This is a genomic window from Algoriphagus halophilus (genome assembly GCF_041729275.1).
Classification (GTDB): Bacteria; Bacteroidota; Bacteroidia; order Cytophagales; family Cyclobacteriaceae; genus Algoriphagus; species Algoriphagus halophilus_A.
Genome location: NZ_CP146486.1, coordinates 1,805,033 through 1,823,342, shown reverse-complemented (window position 1 = coordinate 1,823,342; position 18,310 = coordinate 1,805,033). Strand labels below are relative to the sequence as shown.

The 18,310-nt window shown below is 40.6% G+C and carries 12 protein-coding genes and 2 pseudogenes; 13 read left to right on the top strand and 1 reads right to left on the bottom strand.

Translation table 11 applies throughout. The features are described from left to right. Positions 1 to 31 precede the first annotated feature (31 nt). Positions 32 to 613 carry an NIPSNAP family protein gene (locus V8V91_RS09750; protein WP_373399894.1) on the top strand — a complete coding sequence of 194 codons (582 nt, stop codon included), beginning with the start codon at positions 32 to 34 and terminating at the stop codon, positions 611 to 613. Further along, complete coding sequence (locus tag V8V91_RS09745; protein WP_373399893.1) at positions 574 to 783, top strand: NIPSNAP family protein; 210 nt, start codon at positions 574 to 576, stop codon at positions 781 to 783. The genes V8V91_RS09750 and V8V91_RS09745 overlap by 40 nt, the downstream gene beginning before the upstream one ends. A gap of 181 nt (positions 784 to 964) precedes the next feature. On the opposite strand, the pseudogene V8V91_RS09740 reads toward V8V91_RS09745, so the two are convergent. Further along, positions 965 to 3,066, bottom strand: a pseudogene (locus V8V91_RS09740) (bifunctional rhamnulose-1-phosphate aldolase/short-chain dehydrogenase). 495 nt (positions 3,067 to 3,561) lie between these two features. On the opposite strand from V8V91_RS09740, the gene V8V91_RS09735 reads away from it, so the two are divergent. The 11 genes and pseudogenes from V8V91_RS09735 (at position 3,562) to V8V91_RS09685 (ending at position 18,280) form a co-directional block, all read left to right on the top strand. Next, positions 3,562 to 6,654, top strand: a complete 3,093-nt coding sequence (locus V8V91_RS09735) for a SusC/RagA family TonB-linked outer membrane protein (protein WP_373399892.1) — start codon at positions 3,562 to 3,564, stop codon at positions 6,652 to 6,654. A 40-nt stretch (positions 6,655 to 6,694) separates the two neighbouring features. Continuing rightward, positions 6,695 to 8,206 (top strand): RagB/SusD family nutrient uptake outer membrane protein, encoded by a 1,512-nt coding sequence (locus tag V8V91_RS09730; RefSeq protein WP_373399891.1) that lies wholly within the window; start codon positions 6,695 to 6,697, stop codon positions 8,204 to 8,206. Positions 8,207 to 8,562: 356 nt separating this feature from the next. Beyond that, entirely contained in the window at positions 8,563 to 11,049 is a 2,487-nt protein-coding gene (locus tag V8V91_RS09725) for a c-type cytochrome (RefSeq protein ID WP_373399890.1), read from the top strand. Between the two features lie 2 nt (positions 11,050 to 11,051). Continuing rightward, on the top strand, positions 11,052 to 11,834 hold the full coding sequence (locus tag V8V91_RS09720) for a DUF1080 domain-containing protein (protein WP_373399889.1): 783 nt from the start codon (positions 11,052 to 11,054) through the stop codon (positions 11,832 to 11,834). 204 nt (positions 11,835 to 12,038) lie between these two features. Further along, the gene (locus V8V91_RS09715) at positions 12,039 to 13,103 is read left to right on the top strand and encodes an aldose 1-epimerase family protein (protein WP_373399888.1); all 1,065 of its coding nucleotides are present in this window, start codon (positions 12,039 to 12,041) and stop codon (positions 13,101 to 13,103) included. Between the two features lie 72 nt (positions 13,104 to 13,175). Beyond that, positions 13,176 to 14,387: a hypothetical protein gene (locus V8V91_RS09710; RefSeq protein ID WP_373399887.1), complete on the top strand. Its 1,212-nt coding sequence runs from the start codon at positions 13,176 to 13,178 to the stop codon at positions 14,385 to 14,387. 58 nt (positions 14,388 to 14,445) lie between these two features. Further along, positions 14,446 to 15,468 carry a sugar phosphate isomerase/epimerase family protein gene (locus V8V91_RS09705; protein ID WP_373399886.1) on the top strand — a complete coding sequence of 341 codons (1,023 nt, stop codon included), beginning with the start codon at positions 14,446 to 14,448 and terminating at the stop codon, positions 15,466 to 15,468. A gap of 76 nt (positions 15,469 to 15,544) precedes the next feature. Then, a pseudogene (locus V8V91_RS09700) lies at positions 15,545 to 16,707 on the top strand (Gfo/Idh/MocA family protein). 84 nt (positions 16,708 to 16,791) lie between these two features. Next, complete coding sequence (locus V8V91_RS09695; RefSeq protein ID WP_373399885.1) at positions 16,792 to 17,475, top strand: sulfatase-like hydrolase/transferase; 684 nt, start codon at positions 16,792 to 16,794, stop codon at positions 17,473 to 17,475. Further along, positions 17,463 to 17,846: a sulfatase-like hydrolase/transferase gene (locus V8V91_RS09690; RefSeq protein ID WP_373399884.1), complete on the top strand. Its 384-nt coding sequence runs from the start codon at positions 17,463 to 17,465 to the stop codon at positions 17,844 to 17,846. The genes V8V91_RS09695 and V8V91_RS09690 overlap by 13 nt, the downstream gene beginning before the upstream one ends. Next, positions 17,843 to 18,280: a sulfatase/phosphatase domain-containing protein gene (locus V8V91_RS09685; protein WP_373399883.1), complete on the top strand. Its 438-nt coding sequence runs from the start codon at positions 17,843 to 17,845 to the stop codon at positions 18,278 to 18,280. The genes V8V91_RS09690 and V8V91_RS09685 overlap by 4 nt, the downstream gene beginning before the upstream one ends. Positions 18,281 to 18,310 lie beyond the last annotated feature (30 nt).

Here is an 18,310-nt window from a genome sequence, read left to right as displayed (position 1 = left end):
CCTTATCTTTTACTTTCTTACCAATGAACCCATGAAAAAAATATCATTATTGACACTTTTAGGAGTGCTTTTCAGTTTGAGTGCTTTTAGCCAGCAAGCAGCAAATTTGAAGTCTAATTATTTTGAAATCAGGAAATACTACGCTAATCCTGGGAAGTTGCCTGAATTGATCAAAAGATTTCAGGATCATACAGTAGCTTTATTTGAAAAGAGTGGGATGGAAAATGTGGCGTATTTTGTGCCAGTAGAAAATAATGATAATTCATTGACTTATATCTTGGGTTATCCGGATGAGGAAGCGAGAGATAGAATGTGGAATCAGTTTTTGAATGACCCAGAATGGAAAAAGGCTTACCAAGAGTCTATTGTGGATGGGGCTTTGGTTTCCAAAATAGATCAAACCTTTATGACTTTAGCACCAGGCTTAAATGAAATGCCTATGCCAAGTAAAAGTGGTGTGTTCCAATTAAGGGTTTATACCTGTTTAGATGGGAAAATTGATAACCTTATCGCACGATTTAAAGACCATACCCAAGACCTTTTTGCACGTCAAGGCTTAAAGAATTATCCATATTGGATTACTTCCGAAAAAGAGGAGGCCAGCCCAAACTAGTATATTTATTAGGTCATGAAGATAAAGCTAAATTTGAAGCTGCATTTCAGAATTTTCTAAAAGACCCAGATTGGGTTGCTGCTAGAGATGCTTCTGAAGCAAATGGAAAAATCGTAGAGAAAGTAGATGCTACCTTCTTTACCACACTACCATTTTCTTCTATGAAATAAAAGATCAAGATTTAATAGAGCAATAAAATAGAGGCTGTCTCATAAATACTTTTTGTCACATTGAGCGAAGTCGAAATGTGCTTTTATTTCCTCAATTAAGCCTTCGACTCCGCTCAGGCTGGCAAATAATCTACTTTTGAGACAGCCTCTTTTTTGATGTTCATAGTGGGGTCTATTTAATTTATCTAGGGAAAGCCGGAGCCAGTCCACCGTCCACGTTGATCATAAGCTCGGGTTGATTTATTGAGCATCTCCGGAAAACGAATGCGAAAGCCGCATCAGCGATGTCAGAAGTTTTCACGGCTTCTTTGAGTAAGGTTCTGTTGGCATAATAAGCAGGAAGGTCCTTCACTTCAATTCCATAGGCCTTCGCCCGGTTTTCGGCCCATCCACCTTCCCAGATGTTGGAGTTTTCGATGACTGCATCCGGGTTGACCACATTGACGCGGATCTTGTCCTCTCCGAGTTCGGCAGCCATCAATCTGACATGTGCAGCTGTGCTGCCTTTGCGGTGCCATAAGCCACGTTTTTAGGCCCAGCCACCAAAGCATTCTTGCTGACGATATTGACGATGTCCCCACCGAGTCCCTGTTGCTTGAGGATCTTGACTCCCCTGCTGGGACACTTCAAACTGTCCCTGACCAGGATGTCCAGCAGTTTGTTCCAGTCGGTTTTCGGTATGTTCTACCAGCGGGAGATGGAGATCCCCGCATTGTTGACGATGATGTCCAGTCCGCCGAACTTCAGGCAAATTTCCTGCATGGCTTTTTTGAGGCTTTCGGTATCGGTGACATCCAGGGTAACGCCCAGGAAAACATCCTTTCCGTATTTTTTCTGCATTTCCGTTTCGGTCTGTGCAAGTCTTTCCGCATTGATGTCGGTGACCACCACACAGGCACCTTCCTGTAAATATCGTTCGGCAATGCCTTTGCCGATTCCCCCTGCACTCCCTGTGATCAGTGCGATCCTTCTGGAAAGCGGTTTTTCCTTTGGCATGCGCTGAAGCTTGGCCTCTTCAAGCAGCCAGTATTCAATATTGAAAGCTTCCTGAAGGGGAAGGGAAACATAAGAGGATACGGCCTCTGCCCCTCTCATTACGTTGATGGCGTTGATATAGAATTCGAAGCTACCCTGGAAGTCTGCTTGTCCTTGGCAAAGGAGAAAAGACCTACACCCGGCCACAGGATGATGACCGGATTGGGGTCACGCATGGCAGGGAATTGGGGTGCTTGTGTTTTTCATAGTAATCGGCATACATCTCCCGGGTACTTCTGGAATTCCACTTCCAGTTCAGCCTTCAGTGAAGCGGGATCGGAAAGATCCACCTCTGCTGGGATGTCCAGCACCAAAGGGGATATCTTTGGTACGAAGGAAGTGATCCGGACAGGAGGTGCCCATGGGTGCAAGTTTGTTCAGGTCGTTGGAATTGATGAACCGCAATACCACCTCGGTGTTCGAGAAGGTACCGACCATTTTCTTTTTTCGGAGGAAGCCAGCCCCCGCAGCACGGGAGCCAATATAAGCAGCCTGTGAAGAGGCGCGCTGCTCGGCAGGAAGCGATGTGACTTTCTGTCCACCGAATACCGTCTGTTTTTACCGTAATTGGCCTCCAGGTAAGCTGAAGCGGTTTCGATGACTTCCAGACTGTTGATATAACATTCAAAAGACGTATCTCCCCAGGTGAAGAGCCCATGTCCACCGAGCATGATTCCTCGAATCCCGGGATTGTCCGCCAAAGTTCGTTGCAACTGGAGTCCCAGATCGAATCCCGGCTTCTGCCAAGGTACCCAGGCGATCTGTCCGTTCCAGAGTTCCTGCGTGATCTTCTCGCCTTCCTTGAAGCGGCAATGCTAATGGCTGCATCAGGATGAAGGTGGTCAATGTTTGAAAGGTAAAAGCATGCAAAGGAGTGTCGATGGAAGGAGCTTTAGAGTCCAGGTCGTAGATACAGTGGTTGAAAAGGCTCACCTCGCTAAACTCGATACCTCTGTAGATTCCTGCAGTGCCCGGAGTTTGTCAACATATAGACCCGCCAGTCCGGCCTTGGTGAGGGTTCCGATATCCTCCGGATCCTTTGACCCACATGATTTCCACGGACTCCTTGGTCAGGGATCTTTTCAAAAGTTTTGCAACTGGTATTGCCGCCACCGTAGTTGGTGATGCGGAGATCGGCACCGATATTGGATCTATAGATTAATAGGTCAACTTCGTTTTCCAAAGCGGGCAGCCTTTTATCATCCCATAAAAAGCTGACATGTTAAATGATTTATTTGTTGTTGCCATGTATTTTGGGTTTTGTCAATATTGTAACATGCAAAACAATTTAATATGGTATATATGGTATGCTATCCTGTTCTATACTGTATTGAAAGATTTTAAAAAATGTTATATAAGGTATTTTTATTTTATAAAAGGTTCAAACCAGTCTTTGTTAGGTTTAGAAGTGGGATAATTTGTTTGGATTTAATTTATTAAGTGGATTAAAATTTAAAAAAATAAAACTTAAGTGCTGAAAAACAAAAGGTTGCAAAATTTTTAGATCTTTTTATTTATTGTCTATTATAATTTTTTCATTGATAAGTTTACTTTATTAATGAATATTTAATCTTACCATATAAATAAAAATAAAATTGTTTTTATCATATTTCTATCCTGTACTATCCTGCTTATTTTTTATTATAAAAATTTATTTTAATCAGGATGCGACAGGATAGGTTTGGGTGTTAATAGAAGTTAATTAGTAGAAATTACCGCTTGTTAACATAAACCCCAAGATCTATGAAGAACAATTATTTATTAATAAAGAAGCGATTTTTACTGCTTCTTTTTATTATTCTTTCAACCAGCATTTCGGCCTTTTCTCAGGCTACGAATGTGACCGGTACTGTGAAAGATGAAACAGGAGAAGTTGTACCGGGAGCCACCGTAATGATCAAAGGTACCCAGACAGGTACCGTAACTGATATTGACGGTGTTTTTTCTATTCAAGCAGCCCCAGGAAGTATTTTGGTGATTAGTTTTATTGGATATACGCCTACCGAGGTGGCAGTCCAATCGGGACAGACAAATTACGACGTTACGATTAACACTTCTATGTCGGATTTATCCGAAGTAGTTGTAGTGGGGTATGGTAGCCAAATTAAAAAGGAAGTGACAGGAGCTATTCAATCTATCAGTGAAGATGAATTGAAAGATATGCCTGTTACTACTACGGCACAGAAATTACAAGGTAAACTAGCAGGGGTTCAGATCAACCAGACTACTGGTAAGCCTGGCCAAGGGATGAACGTAAGAATTCGTGGTCAGCTTTCCGTGTCAGGAGGTAGTGATCCATTATACGTAGTGGATGGATTTCCTATTACAGGTGATATTAACACCCTGAACCCGGATGAAATCCAAGATATTACCATATTGAAAGATGCGGCTTCTACCTCTTTATATGGGTCTAGAGCAGCCAATGGTGTGGTTTTGATTACCACTAAAAGAGGAAAAGTAGGGCAAACCAATGTAAACCTAAATGTCTATACTGGTTTCCAGAAAGTTCCTGAGCAAGGAAGATTAGAAATGTTAAATGCTGAGGAATTTGCCCAGTTCAAAAAAGAATATTACGAAGATGCAGGACAGCCTGTTCCGGCTATTTTCCAAAACCCATCTGATTTCAGAGGTAAAACTAATGATTGGTATGGAGCCATGTTGGAAACTGCCCCAATTACTAATTACAATTTAACCATCACCTCTAATAAAGAGAAGGTAAATACGGCGATTGTTGCGGGTGTGTTTGATCAAAAAGGAGTGGTTAGAAATACCGATTATGAAAGATATTCTATCAGAATGAATACTGATTACACGGTTTCAGATAAGGTATCTATCGGGTTGAATGTGGCTCCAAGCTATATTGTTGATAATACTCCTCAAACAGATGGTTCCAGAGGTACTGGTATTTTGTTTAACGCTTTGCATACTTGGCCAGTGATGGACATTTATGATGAGAATGGAGATCTTACCTTCTTTAATAGATTCCCAGCAGAGACAGGTAATATCTTTGCTTATCCTAACTGGTTAAGATCAGCAGATGAAATTACCAACCAAACCAAGAGGGTAAATATCTTGGCTAATACCTATGCAGAATGGAGACCGATTAAAGGACTTTCCTTAAAGTCAACCTTTAATACTGAAATCAGAAATTCAAATTATTTCTTCTTTAATCCTTCCACTGCGACGAATAGAATTAACGTTGCTATTCCGACGGTGGCAGTCTCTATCAGAGATAATTTCCGTGATTTTTCATGGTTGAATGAAAATATTGCGACCTATACCAATAATATCGGAGATCATAATTTTGAGGTTTTGGCAGGTTTTTCTAACCAACAGTTTAGAAGAGATCGAACCAGAGTACAAGCTGATACCTATGCTGATGATCGACTACCAACGATCCAAGGTGCGATCAATATCAACAGAGGTGGAACAATTTCCGATGTGAATGAATGGACCCTGACTTCCATTTTCTCAAGATTGACCTATAATTTTAAAGGAAAGTACCTGTTTACTGCAGCAGTAAGAGGTGATGGTTCTTCAAGATTCGGTGCCGATAACCGTTGGGGTGTATTCCCATCTACTTCGGTAGGTTGGGTGATTTCTGACGAAGAGTTTTTAAACACTAGTTCATCTGTCTCTTTCTTGAAATTGAGAGCAAGTTATGGTGTGACTGGAAACAATAATATCGGTAACTACACCCAATATGCATTAGTGAATAATACTATTAATGCGACATTTGACGGTAATGTGGTGCCTGGTGCTGCGGTTACTTCGCTTAGCAATACCAACTTAGGGTGGGAAACTACCTCACAGTTCGACTTAGGATTTGACCTTGGTTTATGGGATGATCGAGTGACCTTTGGTTATGATTATTACACCAAGAACACTACTAATTTATTGTATGCGGTTCAGGTGCCTCAAGAATCTGGATTTACAAACTTCAACGATAATATTGGTGAGATCAAGTTCTGGGGTCATGAGTTTACTGTCAACGCAGTTATTGCTCCTGGAACGTTCAGATGGTCTGTCAATGCGAACTTATCCATTAATAGAAATGAAGTATTGGAGTTAGCAGATGGAATTGACCGAGTATATGGGTTTGCACACATTACCCAAGTTGGACAGCCTTTTGGCCAGTTTTATGGATTAAATAAACTAGGTAATTATGCAAATGCTGAAGATTTGGCAAATTCCCCAGTGATTCCAGGAAGATCTACAGTAGGAAGTATTAAACTGGAAGATATCAATGGAGATGGTGTAATTACGTTTGGAGGTGATAACGATGATCGAACTATCATCGGTAATCCTTTTCCTGATTTTGTGTATGGTTTCACCAACAATTTCAAATGGAAAAATTGGGATGCTAGCATTGTAGCTTCTGGTTCTCAAGGTAATCAGTTGTATATGAGACACCTTTATTCTACAGCCAATTTGGATGGGGTGTTCAACATGGTTGCGAAAGTGGCTGATCGTTTCAGATCTCCAGAAAATCCAGGTGAAGGAATCTTTGGAACTACCGTGGGTGGTGGTAACGTAACCGGAATTGAGAGAGACTGGCCAAACAGTAATTTCGTGTGGGATGCTTCTTACTTTACTATTAGAAACATCACAGTAGGGTATAACTTCACAAATCTACCTAAGTCAATTAAGGCGGCACGTTTGTATGCTTCCGGACAAAATATGTGGGTTTTTACCAAGTATTGGGGAGGGTCTAACCCAGAGGTTAGTATGCAGAACAATGGTCAAGGAGATGGAGGAAACCTAAGTCCAGGAGTTGATTTGGCGGGTTATCCGGTTCCACGTACAATCACATTTGGTGTAAACATCACCTTTTGATTGACCTCATCTCATTAGTAAAAATCAAACTGTAGAAAAAATGAAAAAACATATAATAGGCTTTGCAGTAGCATGTATTTTATTGACTGGCTGTGAAGATTTTCTAACGGTAGTGCCTGAAACTCAATTGAGTTCGGCTACCTTTTTCAAAAACCAAAGTGATTTTGAGCAAGCTGTAAATGCTGCATATGTTCCCCTGAGAACAATCATTAATGATAGAGCTTGGTTGTTAGGAGAAATGCACTCTGATAACACCTACTACGCTAGAAATGTGTTGTTCGGAGCAACAGATAACCAAGAAGATATTGCGGATTTCTCTATCCCTGAATCCAATGGGACTTCTGCAAATACCCATGTTTTGAACCAATGGAGACAGGATTATCTAATTATTGCCAGAACCAACCAAATTCTTGCTGTAATAGATGAAGTCGAATTTGACCAAGCTGCTAAAGACAATGTGAAAGGACAAGCGCTGTTTTTAAGAGCATATGCCTACTTTGAATTGGCCAGGTATTTTGGAAGTGTTCCGTTACACCTCACTCCAGTAGCTACCAGAGAGGAAGCTGCTTTGGACTTATCTCCTGAATCAGCAATTTATGCTCAGATTGAGCAGGACTTACAGACGGCGGTTACATTGTTGCCTAAGAAATCTGCGCAAGAGCCAGGAAGAGCGACAGAAGGAGCTGCTAGAACTTTATTGGCCAATGTGTATATCAACCAAAAGAAATGGTCTGAAGCAGAGCAAGTGTTGACCCCTGTCGTTACAAGTGGTGAATACACCCTGATGGCAGATTATGCAATGGCATTCCCTGGAAATGCATCTAATAAAAACAATGCTGAATCCGTTTTTGAGGTTCAGTTCTTAGAAGGTGCTGCTGGATTGAATGGTAACTTTATTTACCAGTTTATGCCACGGCCAATTAGTGCGGCAGAATTGCAACCGATCATGGGAACCAGCAATCCTCAGAATATCGACGGTGAGGGAAACAATATTCCTACTCCGGATATCATTGCTGCCTACGAAGAGGGAGACTTGAGAGAAGATGCATCTATTGGTTATGTGTTTTTATCTGGAAGTTTTAGAGATGATAAAACCTATCCTTATATCAAAAAGCACGCGAAGCAGCATTCACAGCATAATAATACGGGTACCAACTGGGTAGTGTATCGCTATGCCGAGGTCCTTTTGTTTATGGCTGAAATTCTCAATGAACAAGGCAAGCCAGGAGAAGCAAAAGTTTACCTTGATCAAGTCAGAGATAGAGCTGGATTAGATCCAAGTACTGCTTCCGGTCAAGCTGAAATGCGAGAAGCTATCTTTAAAGAAAGAAGAGTGGAATTAGCTTTTGAAAACAAAAGATGGTTTGATATCCAGCGTACAGATAGAATAGAAGAGATTATTAGACCTTATGGACAAAGGATCATAGCAAATCCTCTAGACTATTACTATCCACCAATTGAAGGAGCTGTACCAAGATCAAATGCATTTACTAATTTGAGTAAGTTCTATGCTTATCCAGCTGCAGAATCCGACTTGAGTCCTTATTTCTAAGAAATATTTATAGGAAATCACCCTGTGTAAAGTAGAATTTTCTGCGTTGCACAGGGTGAAATCCAAAATAAAACCGCTCTTGTATTAATTCGTGCAAATTATTCTGGAATTGTGTTCATTGTTACTTAAATACGATAAATGAAAGACAATAATATTCCCTAATATCCTATGAATCACAAAAAACATGTCGTTCGCATTTTGATCTTTTCCCTGATTGTTTTTGGGGCAATATCCTGTGCGAAAAAAGAAGAAAAAAGCCCGTTCACCCAAAGGTTGCAAAATTAAAGTTACCAGCAGGGTTTGTAGCGGAACATATTTATAGCCCCGGAGAAAATGATCAAGGTTCTTGGGTAGCAATGACCTTTGATGACAAAGGTAGAATGATTACTGCGGATCAATATGGAGCGCTATACCGGTTAGAAATCCCAGCTGTGGGTTCAGACTCTCTTGCTCCTAAAATTGAAAAATTGGTAGTCGGAGATCAAACGGATCAAAAACTGGGAATGGGGTATGCTCAAGGTTTGCTATACGCCTTTAACTCTGTCTATGTGATGGTAAATCACAGAGGTAATGATGAATTCGAAAGAACTACAGGTATGTATAGAATTCAAGACCTAGATGGAGATGACCGCTATGAAACAGTTACTTTAATTAAACTAATGGAAGGATCACCCGGAGAGCATGGTCCTCATAGTATGATTTTGTCTCCTGATGGACAGTCTATTTACATCTCAGCAGGTAACCATGTGGATGTCCCTGAAATGGACTCATACCGCTTGCCGAAAGCTTGGGATAGAGATAATTTATTTCCAGAAATCAAAGATCCAAGAGGTCATGCCAATGATAGAATGGCTCCAGGAGGATGGATCGCTAAAACAGATCCAGAAGGTAAAACTTGGGAGTTGATTGCAGCCGGATTCAGAAATGAGTTTGACATTGCTTTTAACGAAAATGGGGATTTGTTTACTTATGATTCTGATATGGAATGGGATTTTGGGATGCCTTGGTATAGACCTACCAGAATTTGTTATGTTCCTAGTGGAGCAGAGTTTGGATGGAGAACTGGAAACCAAAAATGGTCTCCAAACTATCCGGATAATTTACCTGCTGCTTTGAATATTGGACAAGGATCTCCAACCAACGTCATGTTTGGTACCAATTCCAATTTTCCTGATAAATACAAAAAAGCATTATATACTTTTGATTGGAGTTTTGGAATTATTTATGCCACAACGCTTACCCCTGAAGGAGCTTCCTATGCTGCAAGTGGTGAGGAATTTATTTCTGGATCTCCTCTTCCTCTTACGGATGGAGAATTTGGCCCAGATGGTGCAATGTACTTTTTGACAGGAGGTAGAAGATTAGAGTCTGATTTATATAGAGTGTATTATGATGGAGACGAAGCACCTGGTACTTCCACCAAGCAGACCTTAACTGAAGAGCACGAAATCCGAAGAAAATTAGAAACTTATCATGCTGGTGGTCCAAAAGCTGGAGCTGTTGATGAGGCTTGGCCTTATTTGGCACATGAAGATCGCTTCATTCAATATGCAGCTAGAATCGCAGTGGAACATCAACCAGTTTCAGAATGGCAATCCATGGTATTTGCTGAGGAAAATCCAAATATCGCTATTCAAGCTGCCATCGCTTTGGCGAGACATGGTAGTCCAAGTGTAGCTACGCCTTTATTGGATAAACTTACCAGTATTAATTATTCTGATTTATCGGAAACTGGAAAGCAGAATTTGTTAAGAGCGATTGAACTGACACTTTTCAGATTTGAAAATTCTGCAAAAGCATCTTTCCCTAAAGTGATTGCTTATTTAGATCCTCACTATCCATCAGGAAATAATAATTTGGATCGGGAACTTGCAAAACTTTTGACCTATACCGGTGCTGAGGATGCTGTAAGTAAAACCTTGGCGATTTTAGAAACCGCAAAGGATGATGAAAATTTCCAGAAGACATTAACTTCTTCTTCTGATTTGATCATGAGAAATCCTCAATACGGTATGGACATCGCCAATATGCTTGCCAATGTGCCTCCTGCTCAGCAAACGTATTTGGCAGTTGTACTAGGAGGTGCTGAAAAAGGCTGGACTCCGGAATTACGGGATAAATATTTTACATGGATCAGAAATGCCTTTAACTACAAAGGTGGTAGAAGCTATGTTGGTTTCATAGATCGAGCTAGAAAAATGGCACTTACTCATGTTGCATCTTCCGAAAAAGCGAAATATGATGAAATGTCTGGTGCTGCTTTATTGACTGGAAATGGAAATGACATTGTTCAGTCTGATGTTCAACCAGAAGGACCGGGTAGAAGATGGACATTGGAGGAAGCAGAACCTTTGGTGGAGAATCTGTCCGGAAGAGATTATGTCAGAGGGAAAGCAATGTACGCTGCTACCCTATGTCAATCTTGTCATACCATGCAGGGAGAAGGAGGTATTATTGGTCCAGACCTTACCCAGCTAGGTACACGATTCTCTCCTAAGGATATTTTGAACTCCACCATTAATCCAAGTGATGTGATTTCCGATCAATATGCAGCCACTGTGTTAGTATTGAATGATGGGAACTCTGTAGTAGGAAGGGTGACAAATGAAGACGAGAGCAATTACTATGTTTCTCAAAATCCATTTGCTCCTGAAACCATTCGAACTGTACCTAAATCCAGTGTGGTAGAGACTAAACTTTCTGAAGTATCTATTATGCTTCCTGGTATGATCAATAGATTAAATGAGGAGGAATTGAAGGATCTGATGGCTTATTTGATCTCTGGAGGTAATCCTGATCACGAAGTCTTTAAAGGATCTGAAACCGCATCAAATACTGATTAATCATGAAAAAGATACATTATCTAATGATCGGAATATTATCAGTAGTGACCTTAGGGTTACTGTTGAGTATGATTCCTGCAGATAAAACAGAGCCAATCTCTTCTGAGTCCCAAAGTGAGTTTAAATCAATTTTTGATGGAAAAACCTTAACTGGATGGGAAGGCGACCCAACTTACTGGAAGGTGGAAGACGGGGCCATTACGGGGGTGATTACTCCTGAAACCTTACTGAAGGCCAATACATTTTTGATTTGGAAAGATGGTCAGCCTGGAGATTTTGAGTTGAAAGCTAAATTTAAAATTTCTGAAACAGGTAATTCAGGAATTAACTATAGAAGTGATATGGTTCCTGATGTTCCTTTTGCATTGAAAGGTTACCAAGCCGATATCGATGGAAGGATCAATTACACAGGTCAGAATTATGAAGAGAGAAAAAGAACCACTTTGGCATATCGTGGACAAAAGACCAAGATTACTCCACAAGAAAATCCAACTGGAAATCTGAGGGATTATGTAGAAAGGAATGCTTGGAAAGGGTTGAATGTGATTGAGGAAATTGGAGATAGAGATGAGTTAAAGACCAAAATCAAAGCGAATGACTGGAATGACATTCATATTGTTGCTCAAGGCAATGTTTTGAAACACTATGTCAATGGTGTGCTAATGAGTGAAGTACATGATGAGGATCCTGCCAATTTTTCTGCGAAAGGATACTTGGGAGTACAGGTTCATGTCGGGCCACCTATGAAAGTCCAGTACAAAGATTTGATGATAAAAATGAATTAATTGGGTTGGGAATAGATTAATTGTAAATGTTAAATGCACCGATTGGAATTACAGCATCCGGTCGGTGCCTTTTTTTAACTAAGTATTTGACCATTGATCAATCCCTTCTTGGTATACCAGATAGATAGGATTAACTTTTAAAACCTGACACTACAGGATGGAAAACAGGCCTTTGAAATAGAAATTAAGGTGTCAAATAATCCTATGAACTCACCCGAAATAGCTCAAATAGATAACTGGAAGCGGAAAATTTCTAATTCTCAGCAACTTGGAGGAATTGAAACTTCTGTATTGGACAATGGCTCTGGAAGAGGAGTGAGAATCGCATGGATTAATACAGGTTCCGGACTTCGATATAAAGTAATCTTGGACCGGGGAATGGATATTCTGGACTGCTTTTTTAATGAGAGTAGTCTGGCTTGGATTAGTCATTTGGGGCATGTTTCAGCGCAACCCTTTTCCAATAAGGGAATTGATTGGCTTCGGACTTTTGGAGGAGGATTATTAACAACTTGTGGTCTGTCCAATGCTGGACCTCCCAATTCGGATGAAAGCGGTGAAAGAGGATTACATGGAAACTTTAGTAATATCCCTGCGGAGTTAATATCTATCAAACAGCCTGATTTATATAGGAATGACCTTTCCTTTGAGATAGTAGGGAAAATCACAGAAACCAGCACTTTTGGTCCTAGTTTGGAATTGACCAGAACTATCTCGGGAGAATTGGGTTCTTCCGCGATTCGAATCAGTGATACGGTGCAAAATAGAGGAAATACTCCGGCGCCTCATATGGTATTATACCATATAAATTGCGGTTGGCCCTTGATAGATGATGGAACAAGGATCGTTTGGCAAGGAGATATAATTCCAAAAGCAAACGATATAAATAATACTGATTTTAATAAAAAGCATCAATTTACCAAATGTGCTCCGCCTTTAAAGGAGCATGATGGCTTTGGAGAAGATGTGGCATTTATTAAACCTTCTAGCGTAGATGCAGACCAAGTGCTTTGTGGTTATGCAAACGATGAGCTCCAACTAGGTTTGAAAATATCATTTTCAAAGAAACAACTGCCATGGTTAATCCATTGGCAACATTGGGGCGAAAATGAATATGTAACAGCTTTGGAACCAGCAACCAATCCGCCAATTGGGCAAGCTGAAGCAAGGAAAAATCAAACATTGATCATGTTGCAGCCTGGAGAATATAAGTCTTATGAGTTGACCTTGGAGGCAATTACAGGAAAGGATGTAAACGATTTTAAATAAGAGATTAAAATGGGGGGTAGTACCCTATTTTTAACATATAATTACTCAATAACCCGTTAACCAATTATAAAAATGAGTTTAGCAAAAAAAGCGCTCGAACAAGGAGAAGGAATATTAAGATTGACTCCCACTTGGGTTCCTCGGTCATTTTGTGTGCCTGGTAGAAGAATCAAATTGCACCCAGATGATTACTATGCCCTAGGTGGTGCAAGAGGAGGGATTGACGAGCGTTGGTTTTCGTCTACCACTCCAGCAGAGAATGGACCTTTGACAAGCAAAAATGAAGGGTTGAGTCACATTGCTTTTGAAGAAAATGGAAAAACAGAATTATTTCTGTTAAAAGACGCAATCAATGAATTAGGAGGACAAATCATCGGGGATAGACTGTGGGATAAGTACAAATCTTGGCCAATGTATTCCAAGTTTTTTGATAATATGGGGCCATTGCCGCACCATATTCACCCAAGTGATGAATTTGGGAAATTAACCGGGCAAAACGGAAAACCGGAGGCTTATTATTTCCCTCCCCAAGTCAATAATCACGGGGGTGATTTCCCTTACACATTCTTTGGGATTGCTCCGGGAACTTCCAAAGAGACCATTTTGGAATGTTTAAAAAATTTCAATAAAGGAGATAATAAAATCACAAATTACTCTCAGGCATTTAAGTTAGAGCCGGGAACAGGATGGAATGTTCCTCCAGGAATGCTTCATGCGCCTGGAAGTTTGTGTACTTACGAACCTCAAAAAGCCTCAGATATTTTTGCGATGTACCAATCTCTAGTCAATGAAGCAATTATACCTGATGAGTTGTTATGGAATGCTACTCCAAAAGACAGATGGGGTGATTATGATCTGCTAGTAGAGATGATCGATTGGGATTTGAATGTCAATCCTAATTTGATGGATAACCATTACATGGAGCCAATACCTGTAAAGGACCGTGCTACCATGAATGCTGAAGGCTATGATGATAAATGGATTTGTTACCGCTCCCATGATTATTCAGCTAAAGAATTGACCATCTTCCCTGGACAAACCGTGACCATTAAAGATTCAGCAGCGTATGGAATGATCATGATGCAAGGATATGGAAAGATGAATAATTGGGATATTGAGACTCCTGCATTGATTCGATTTGGGCAGTTAACCCATGATGAGTATTTTGTTTCAGAGAAGGCAGCTCAGGAAGGGGTGAAAATCACCAACCATTCCAAGACTGATCCGATCGTCATGCTTAAACATTTTGGACCAGATAATCCTGACCTTAAAGTAGTGGAATAATCCCATTAAAAGGTCGATCTAATAAACAAGTGCAATCACATAAAACCCACTTTTAACTATGAATAATTTCCCGAAATTACATAATGCAACGTGGCCTGGATTAGTAGGAAAAGGCCCAGACTCCGAACCTGTAATTCCTTTTGATTCGCTATTGGAGATGACAGCTGCAGCTGAAGTCAATGGGGTGAAATTTGATGGAGTGGATATTGGTTTACTAGAACCACATATCAACTTAGATGCCCCAGATGAGGCAAAAAAAGTTGCAGATAAAGTCTCAAAATATAATTTGAATATCGGTTCGATGGTGGCTCCGATTTGGGCTGGGGCTGCAATGGGTACTGAAGAACAGCGTAAAACATTTTTGGAAATGGTTCGCAAATCCTGCGAATTTGGAAAAGAACTCAATGATTTAGGTGTCAGAAAATATGGAGTGATCCGTATTGATTCAGCTTCTTCTGTGGAGGCTTGGTCCAAGGACCCTAAAGGGAACACCAAGCAAATTGCCGATACCTTTAGAGAAGCATGTGATATTGCTGCTGGGTTTGGTGAGAAGCTTGCTGCAGAAGGGGAGATTTGCTGGGGAGCCATGCACAGCTGGAAATACATGGTGGAATTGATGGAGATGGTGGATCGACCTAATATAGGTTTCCAGGCCGATATGTCTCATACTTTCCTATACACCTTAGGATACAATGCTCCAGAACATCGCATTTTACCAAAGGATGTAGACTTGAAAGATAGAGGTGCCATTGAGGCTGCTTTGAAAACAGTGACCGATGCGTTAAGACCCTGGACCATTGATTTCCATGTGGCTCAAAACGATGGAAGTGTTTTCGGTTCCGGATCACATGATAAGACAGGACGACACTGTCAAGCCACCGATCCAAATGGACTGTTGGATATTGCCCATGATGCCGGGTACTGGTTGAGAGATGAAAATGGAAATCTGACAAAGGCCTTCAAGCATATCTGCTGGGATGGGTGTATGTTCCCGAATTCAGTGATGGAAAATCAACAGACATGGAATGATATTTTGGCAGCAATGATCAAAGTGAGAGAGGCTCACGGATGGTCAGAATAAATTAGAGGCCAATAATCAGGAGGTGTAGTTCACCCTCGTTTTCAATTTTCAATTTTCAATTTTAGATTTAAAAACAATGAGCGAAAAAAAATATATACGAATAGGATTAATCGGAACAGGTTTGATGGGGCGAATCCATACAAATGGCTATAAACGATTGGCAGACTTTTTCCCAGAGTATGAGCATAGACCAGTGTTACAGGCTGCTTGTTCCAGAAGAAAGGAAAAAGTGGAAGCATTTGCAGAGCAATGGGGATATAAGTCTGTAGAGACTGATTGGAGAAAATTACTGGAAAGAGACGATATCGATGCAGTAGATATTTGTACTCCCAATGATATGCATGCCGAGATTGCCATAGCCGCTGCTAAAGCGGGGAAAATGATCCTTTGCGAAAAGCCCTTGGCAAGAACAGTGGAAGAAGCTAAAAAATGGTTGATGCCATTGAGGAAGCTGGAGTACAAAACACGGTTTGGTACAATTACAGAAGAATTCCAGCTGTCACCCTTGCAAAGCAGATAGTAGCTTCTGGCAAGCTTGGGAAAATTTTCCATTACAGAGCAAATTTCCTTCAGGATTGGACCATTAACCCTGATTTACCTCAGGGAGGGGATGCGTTATGGAGATTAGATGCAGAAGCTGCTGGTTCGGGTGTGACAGGTGACTTATTGGCACACTGTGTAGATACGGCTATGTGGATCAATGGAGGAATTAAAGATGTTTCTGCAATGACGGAAACATTTATCAAAGAGCGAGTACATCAAGGTACTGGTGAGAAGAAAAAAGTAACCATTGATGATGCTTGTATTTTCCATTGCCATTTTGATAATGGTTCTTTAGGACTGTTTGAAGCCACTCGATATGCAAGAGGGCATAAAGCGCTTTATACATTCGAAATTAACGGAGAGCATGCCTCAATCCGGTGGGATCTTCATGATTTGACCAGATTGGAATATTTTGATCATGATGATGAAGGAAAAGTTAGGGGTTGGAGATCTATTCACGTAACTGATGGGGATCATCCTTACATGGATAGATGGTGGATCCCAGGAACTTCCATTGGATACGAACATTCCTTTATTCATCAAGTAGCGGATTTCTTTAAAAGCTTAGATGAGGGCACAGCATGTCATCCTACTTTTAAAGATGCTTTTGAAACTCAAAAAGTATGTGAGGCAGTGATAAATTCTGCGAATGAGAGATCATGGAAAGACACAGGTGTTGAATGGACTGAAAAATAATTTTCTTAAATTCGATTAAAATCTATTAGCTCAATCAAGTTGAACTTGGTTGAGCTTTTTTATAGAAAATAAAATAACCCACACATGATCAAGAAACTCTCTTTTACCATCAAGTTGACTTTTCTTTTGCCGATTGCTTCCCTTCTTTTTTACGGATGTGAGTCTTCAACGAATGAGGAAGAAACTGTAACTGAAAAAAAGACCAATATCATTTTTATCCTTGCAGATGATTTAGGATATGGAGATTTGGGTTTTTTGGGTCAGCAATACATTGAAACTCCAAATATTGACAGACTGGCAAAAGAAGGTATGTTCTTTTCTGATTTTTATTCAGGTTCCACAGTTTGTGCTCCTTCGAGATCATCTTTTTTGACCGGCTTACATACGGGGCATACACCGATTAGAGGTAATTCAGAGGTGCAGCCTGAAGGTCAGTTTCCAATGCCGGATTCTGTAATGACCGTGGGTAAGGCCATGCAACAAGCAGGGTATGTTACTGGGGCATTTGGGAAATGGGGGCTAGGATTTATAGGTTCGACTGGAGAGCCTGTTAATCAAGGGTTTGAGGAGTTTTTCGGGTATAACTGTCAACGGTATGCGCATCGTTATTATCCTGCATATTTATGGCATAATGATCAAAAGGTTGATTTGCCGGGAAATGATTGGACAACTACTGGGGATTATGCACCTGATATCATTCAGGAGAAGACCCTTGAGTTTATAGATCAAAATGCTGAGAACCCCTTTTTCTATTTATGCCTATCGTAACTCCTCATGCAGAACTCGCTGCTCCTGATGATGAATTAATGGCGAAATACAAAAAGATGTTTCCGAATGAAGAACCTTATGTAGGAGGAAAAGGAGCTGATTATGGTCCAGATATGCGTATTCCAGGGTACCAATCTCAACCATATCCACATGCTACTTTTGCAGCAATGGTAGAGAGGATTGACCGGTATGTGGGTGAGGTCTTGGATAAGTTGGAAGAGAATGGACTTTCAGAAAATACGCTAATAATTTTCAGTTCGGATAATGGAGCACATCAAGAAGGGGAGCAGACCCCGAGTTTTTTGATAGTAATGGACAATTCAGAGGTTTTAAGAGAGATTTATATGAAGGAGGAGTACGTGCTCCAATGATTGCTTGGTGGCCCAATAAGATCAAAGCAGGAACAACTACTCATCATGTTGCGGCATTCTGGGATTTGCTCCCCACTTTTGCTGAGGTAGCAGGACAGAAAATATCTACTGCAATCGATGGGATTTCGTTCTATCCTACTTTGGTGGGAGAAGGAGAACAACAAGAGCATGAGTATTTATATTGGGAGTTTCATGAGCAGGGAGGCAAACAAGCTGTTAGGCAAGGCAATTGGAAAGCTGTGAAACTGGATGTATTTAAAAGCGAAGAGCCGGTATTGGAATTATATGACCTAAGTAAGGATCCTGGAGAAACTAACAATATTGCAAATGATTTTCCTGAAAAAGCGCAAGAGTTAGAAAGCTTGATGAGTTCTTCCCATATCCAAAATCCGAGATTTTCTTTTTACAGAAGTGAGAAGGAGTCTTCTGAATAAGGTTGAATTAATTTGTAAAGGATGTAGTTT

What these genes read in the sequence shown, in the direction of transcription:
- V8V91_RS09750 (WP_373399894.1), top strand. Translation starts at nt 32, where the DNA reads ATGAAAAAAATATCATTATTGACACTTTTAGGAGTGCTTTTCAGTTTG.
- V8V91_RS09735 (WP_373399892.1), top strand. Translation starts at nt 3,562, where the DNA reads ATGAAGAACAATTATTTATTAATAAAGAAGCGATTTTTACTGCTTCTT.
- V8V91_RS09730 (WP_373399891.1), top strand. Translation starts at nt 6,695, where the DNA reads ATGAAAAAACATATAATAGGCTTTGCAGTAGCATGTATTTTATTGACT.
- V8V91_RS09725 (WP_373399890.1), top strand. Translation starts at nt 8,563, where the DNA reads ATGACCTTTGATGACAAAGGTAGAATGATTACTGCGGATCAATATGGA.
- V8V91_RS09720 (WP_373399889.1), top strand. Translation starts at nt 11,052, where the DNA reads ATGAAAAAGATACATTATCTAATGATCGGAATATTATCAGTAGTGACC.
- V8V91_RS09715 (WP_373399888.1), top strand. Translation starts at nt 12,039, where the DNA reads ATGAACTCACCCGAAATAGCTCAAATAGATAACTGGAAGCGGAAAATT.
- V8V91_RS09710 (WP_373399887.1), top strand. Translation starts at nt 13,176, where the DNA reads ATGAGTTTAGCAAAAAAAGCGCTCGAACAAGGAGAAGGAATATTAAGA.
- V8V91_RS09705 (WP_373399886.1), top strand. Translation starts at nt 14,446, where the DNA reads ATGAATAATTTCCCGAAATTACATAATGCAACGTGGCCTGGATTAGTA.
- V8V91_RS09695 (WP_373399885.1), top strand. Translation starts at nt 16,792, where the DNA reads ATGATCAAGAAACTCTCTTTTACCATCAAGTTGACTTTTCTTTTGCCG.
- V8V91_RS09690 (WP_373399884.1), top strand. Translation starts at nt 17,463, where the DNA reads ATGCCTATCGTAACTCCTCATGCAGAACTCGCTGCTCCTGATGATGAA.
- V8V91_RS09685 (WP_373399883.1), top strand. Translation starts at nt 17,843, where the DNA reads ATGATTGCTTGGTGGCCCAATAAGATCAAAGCAGGAACAACTACTCAT.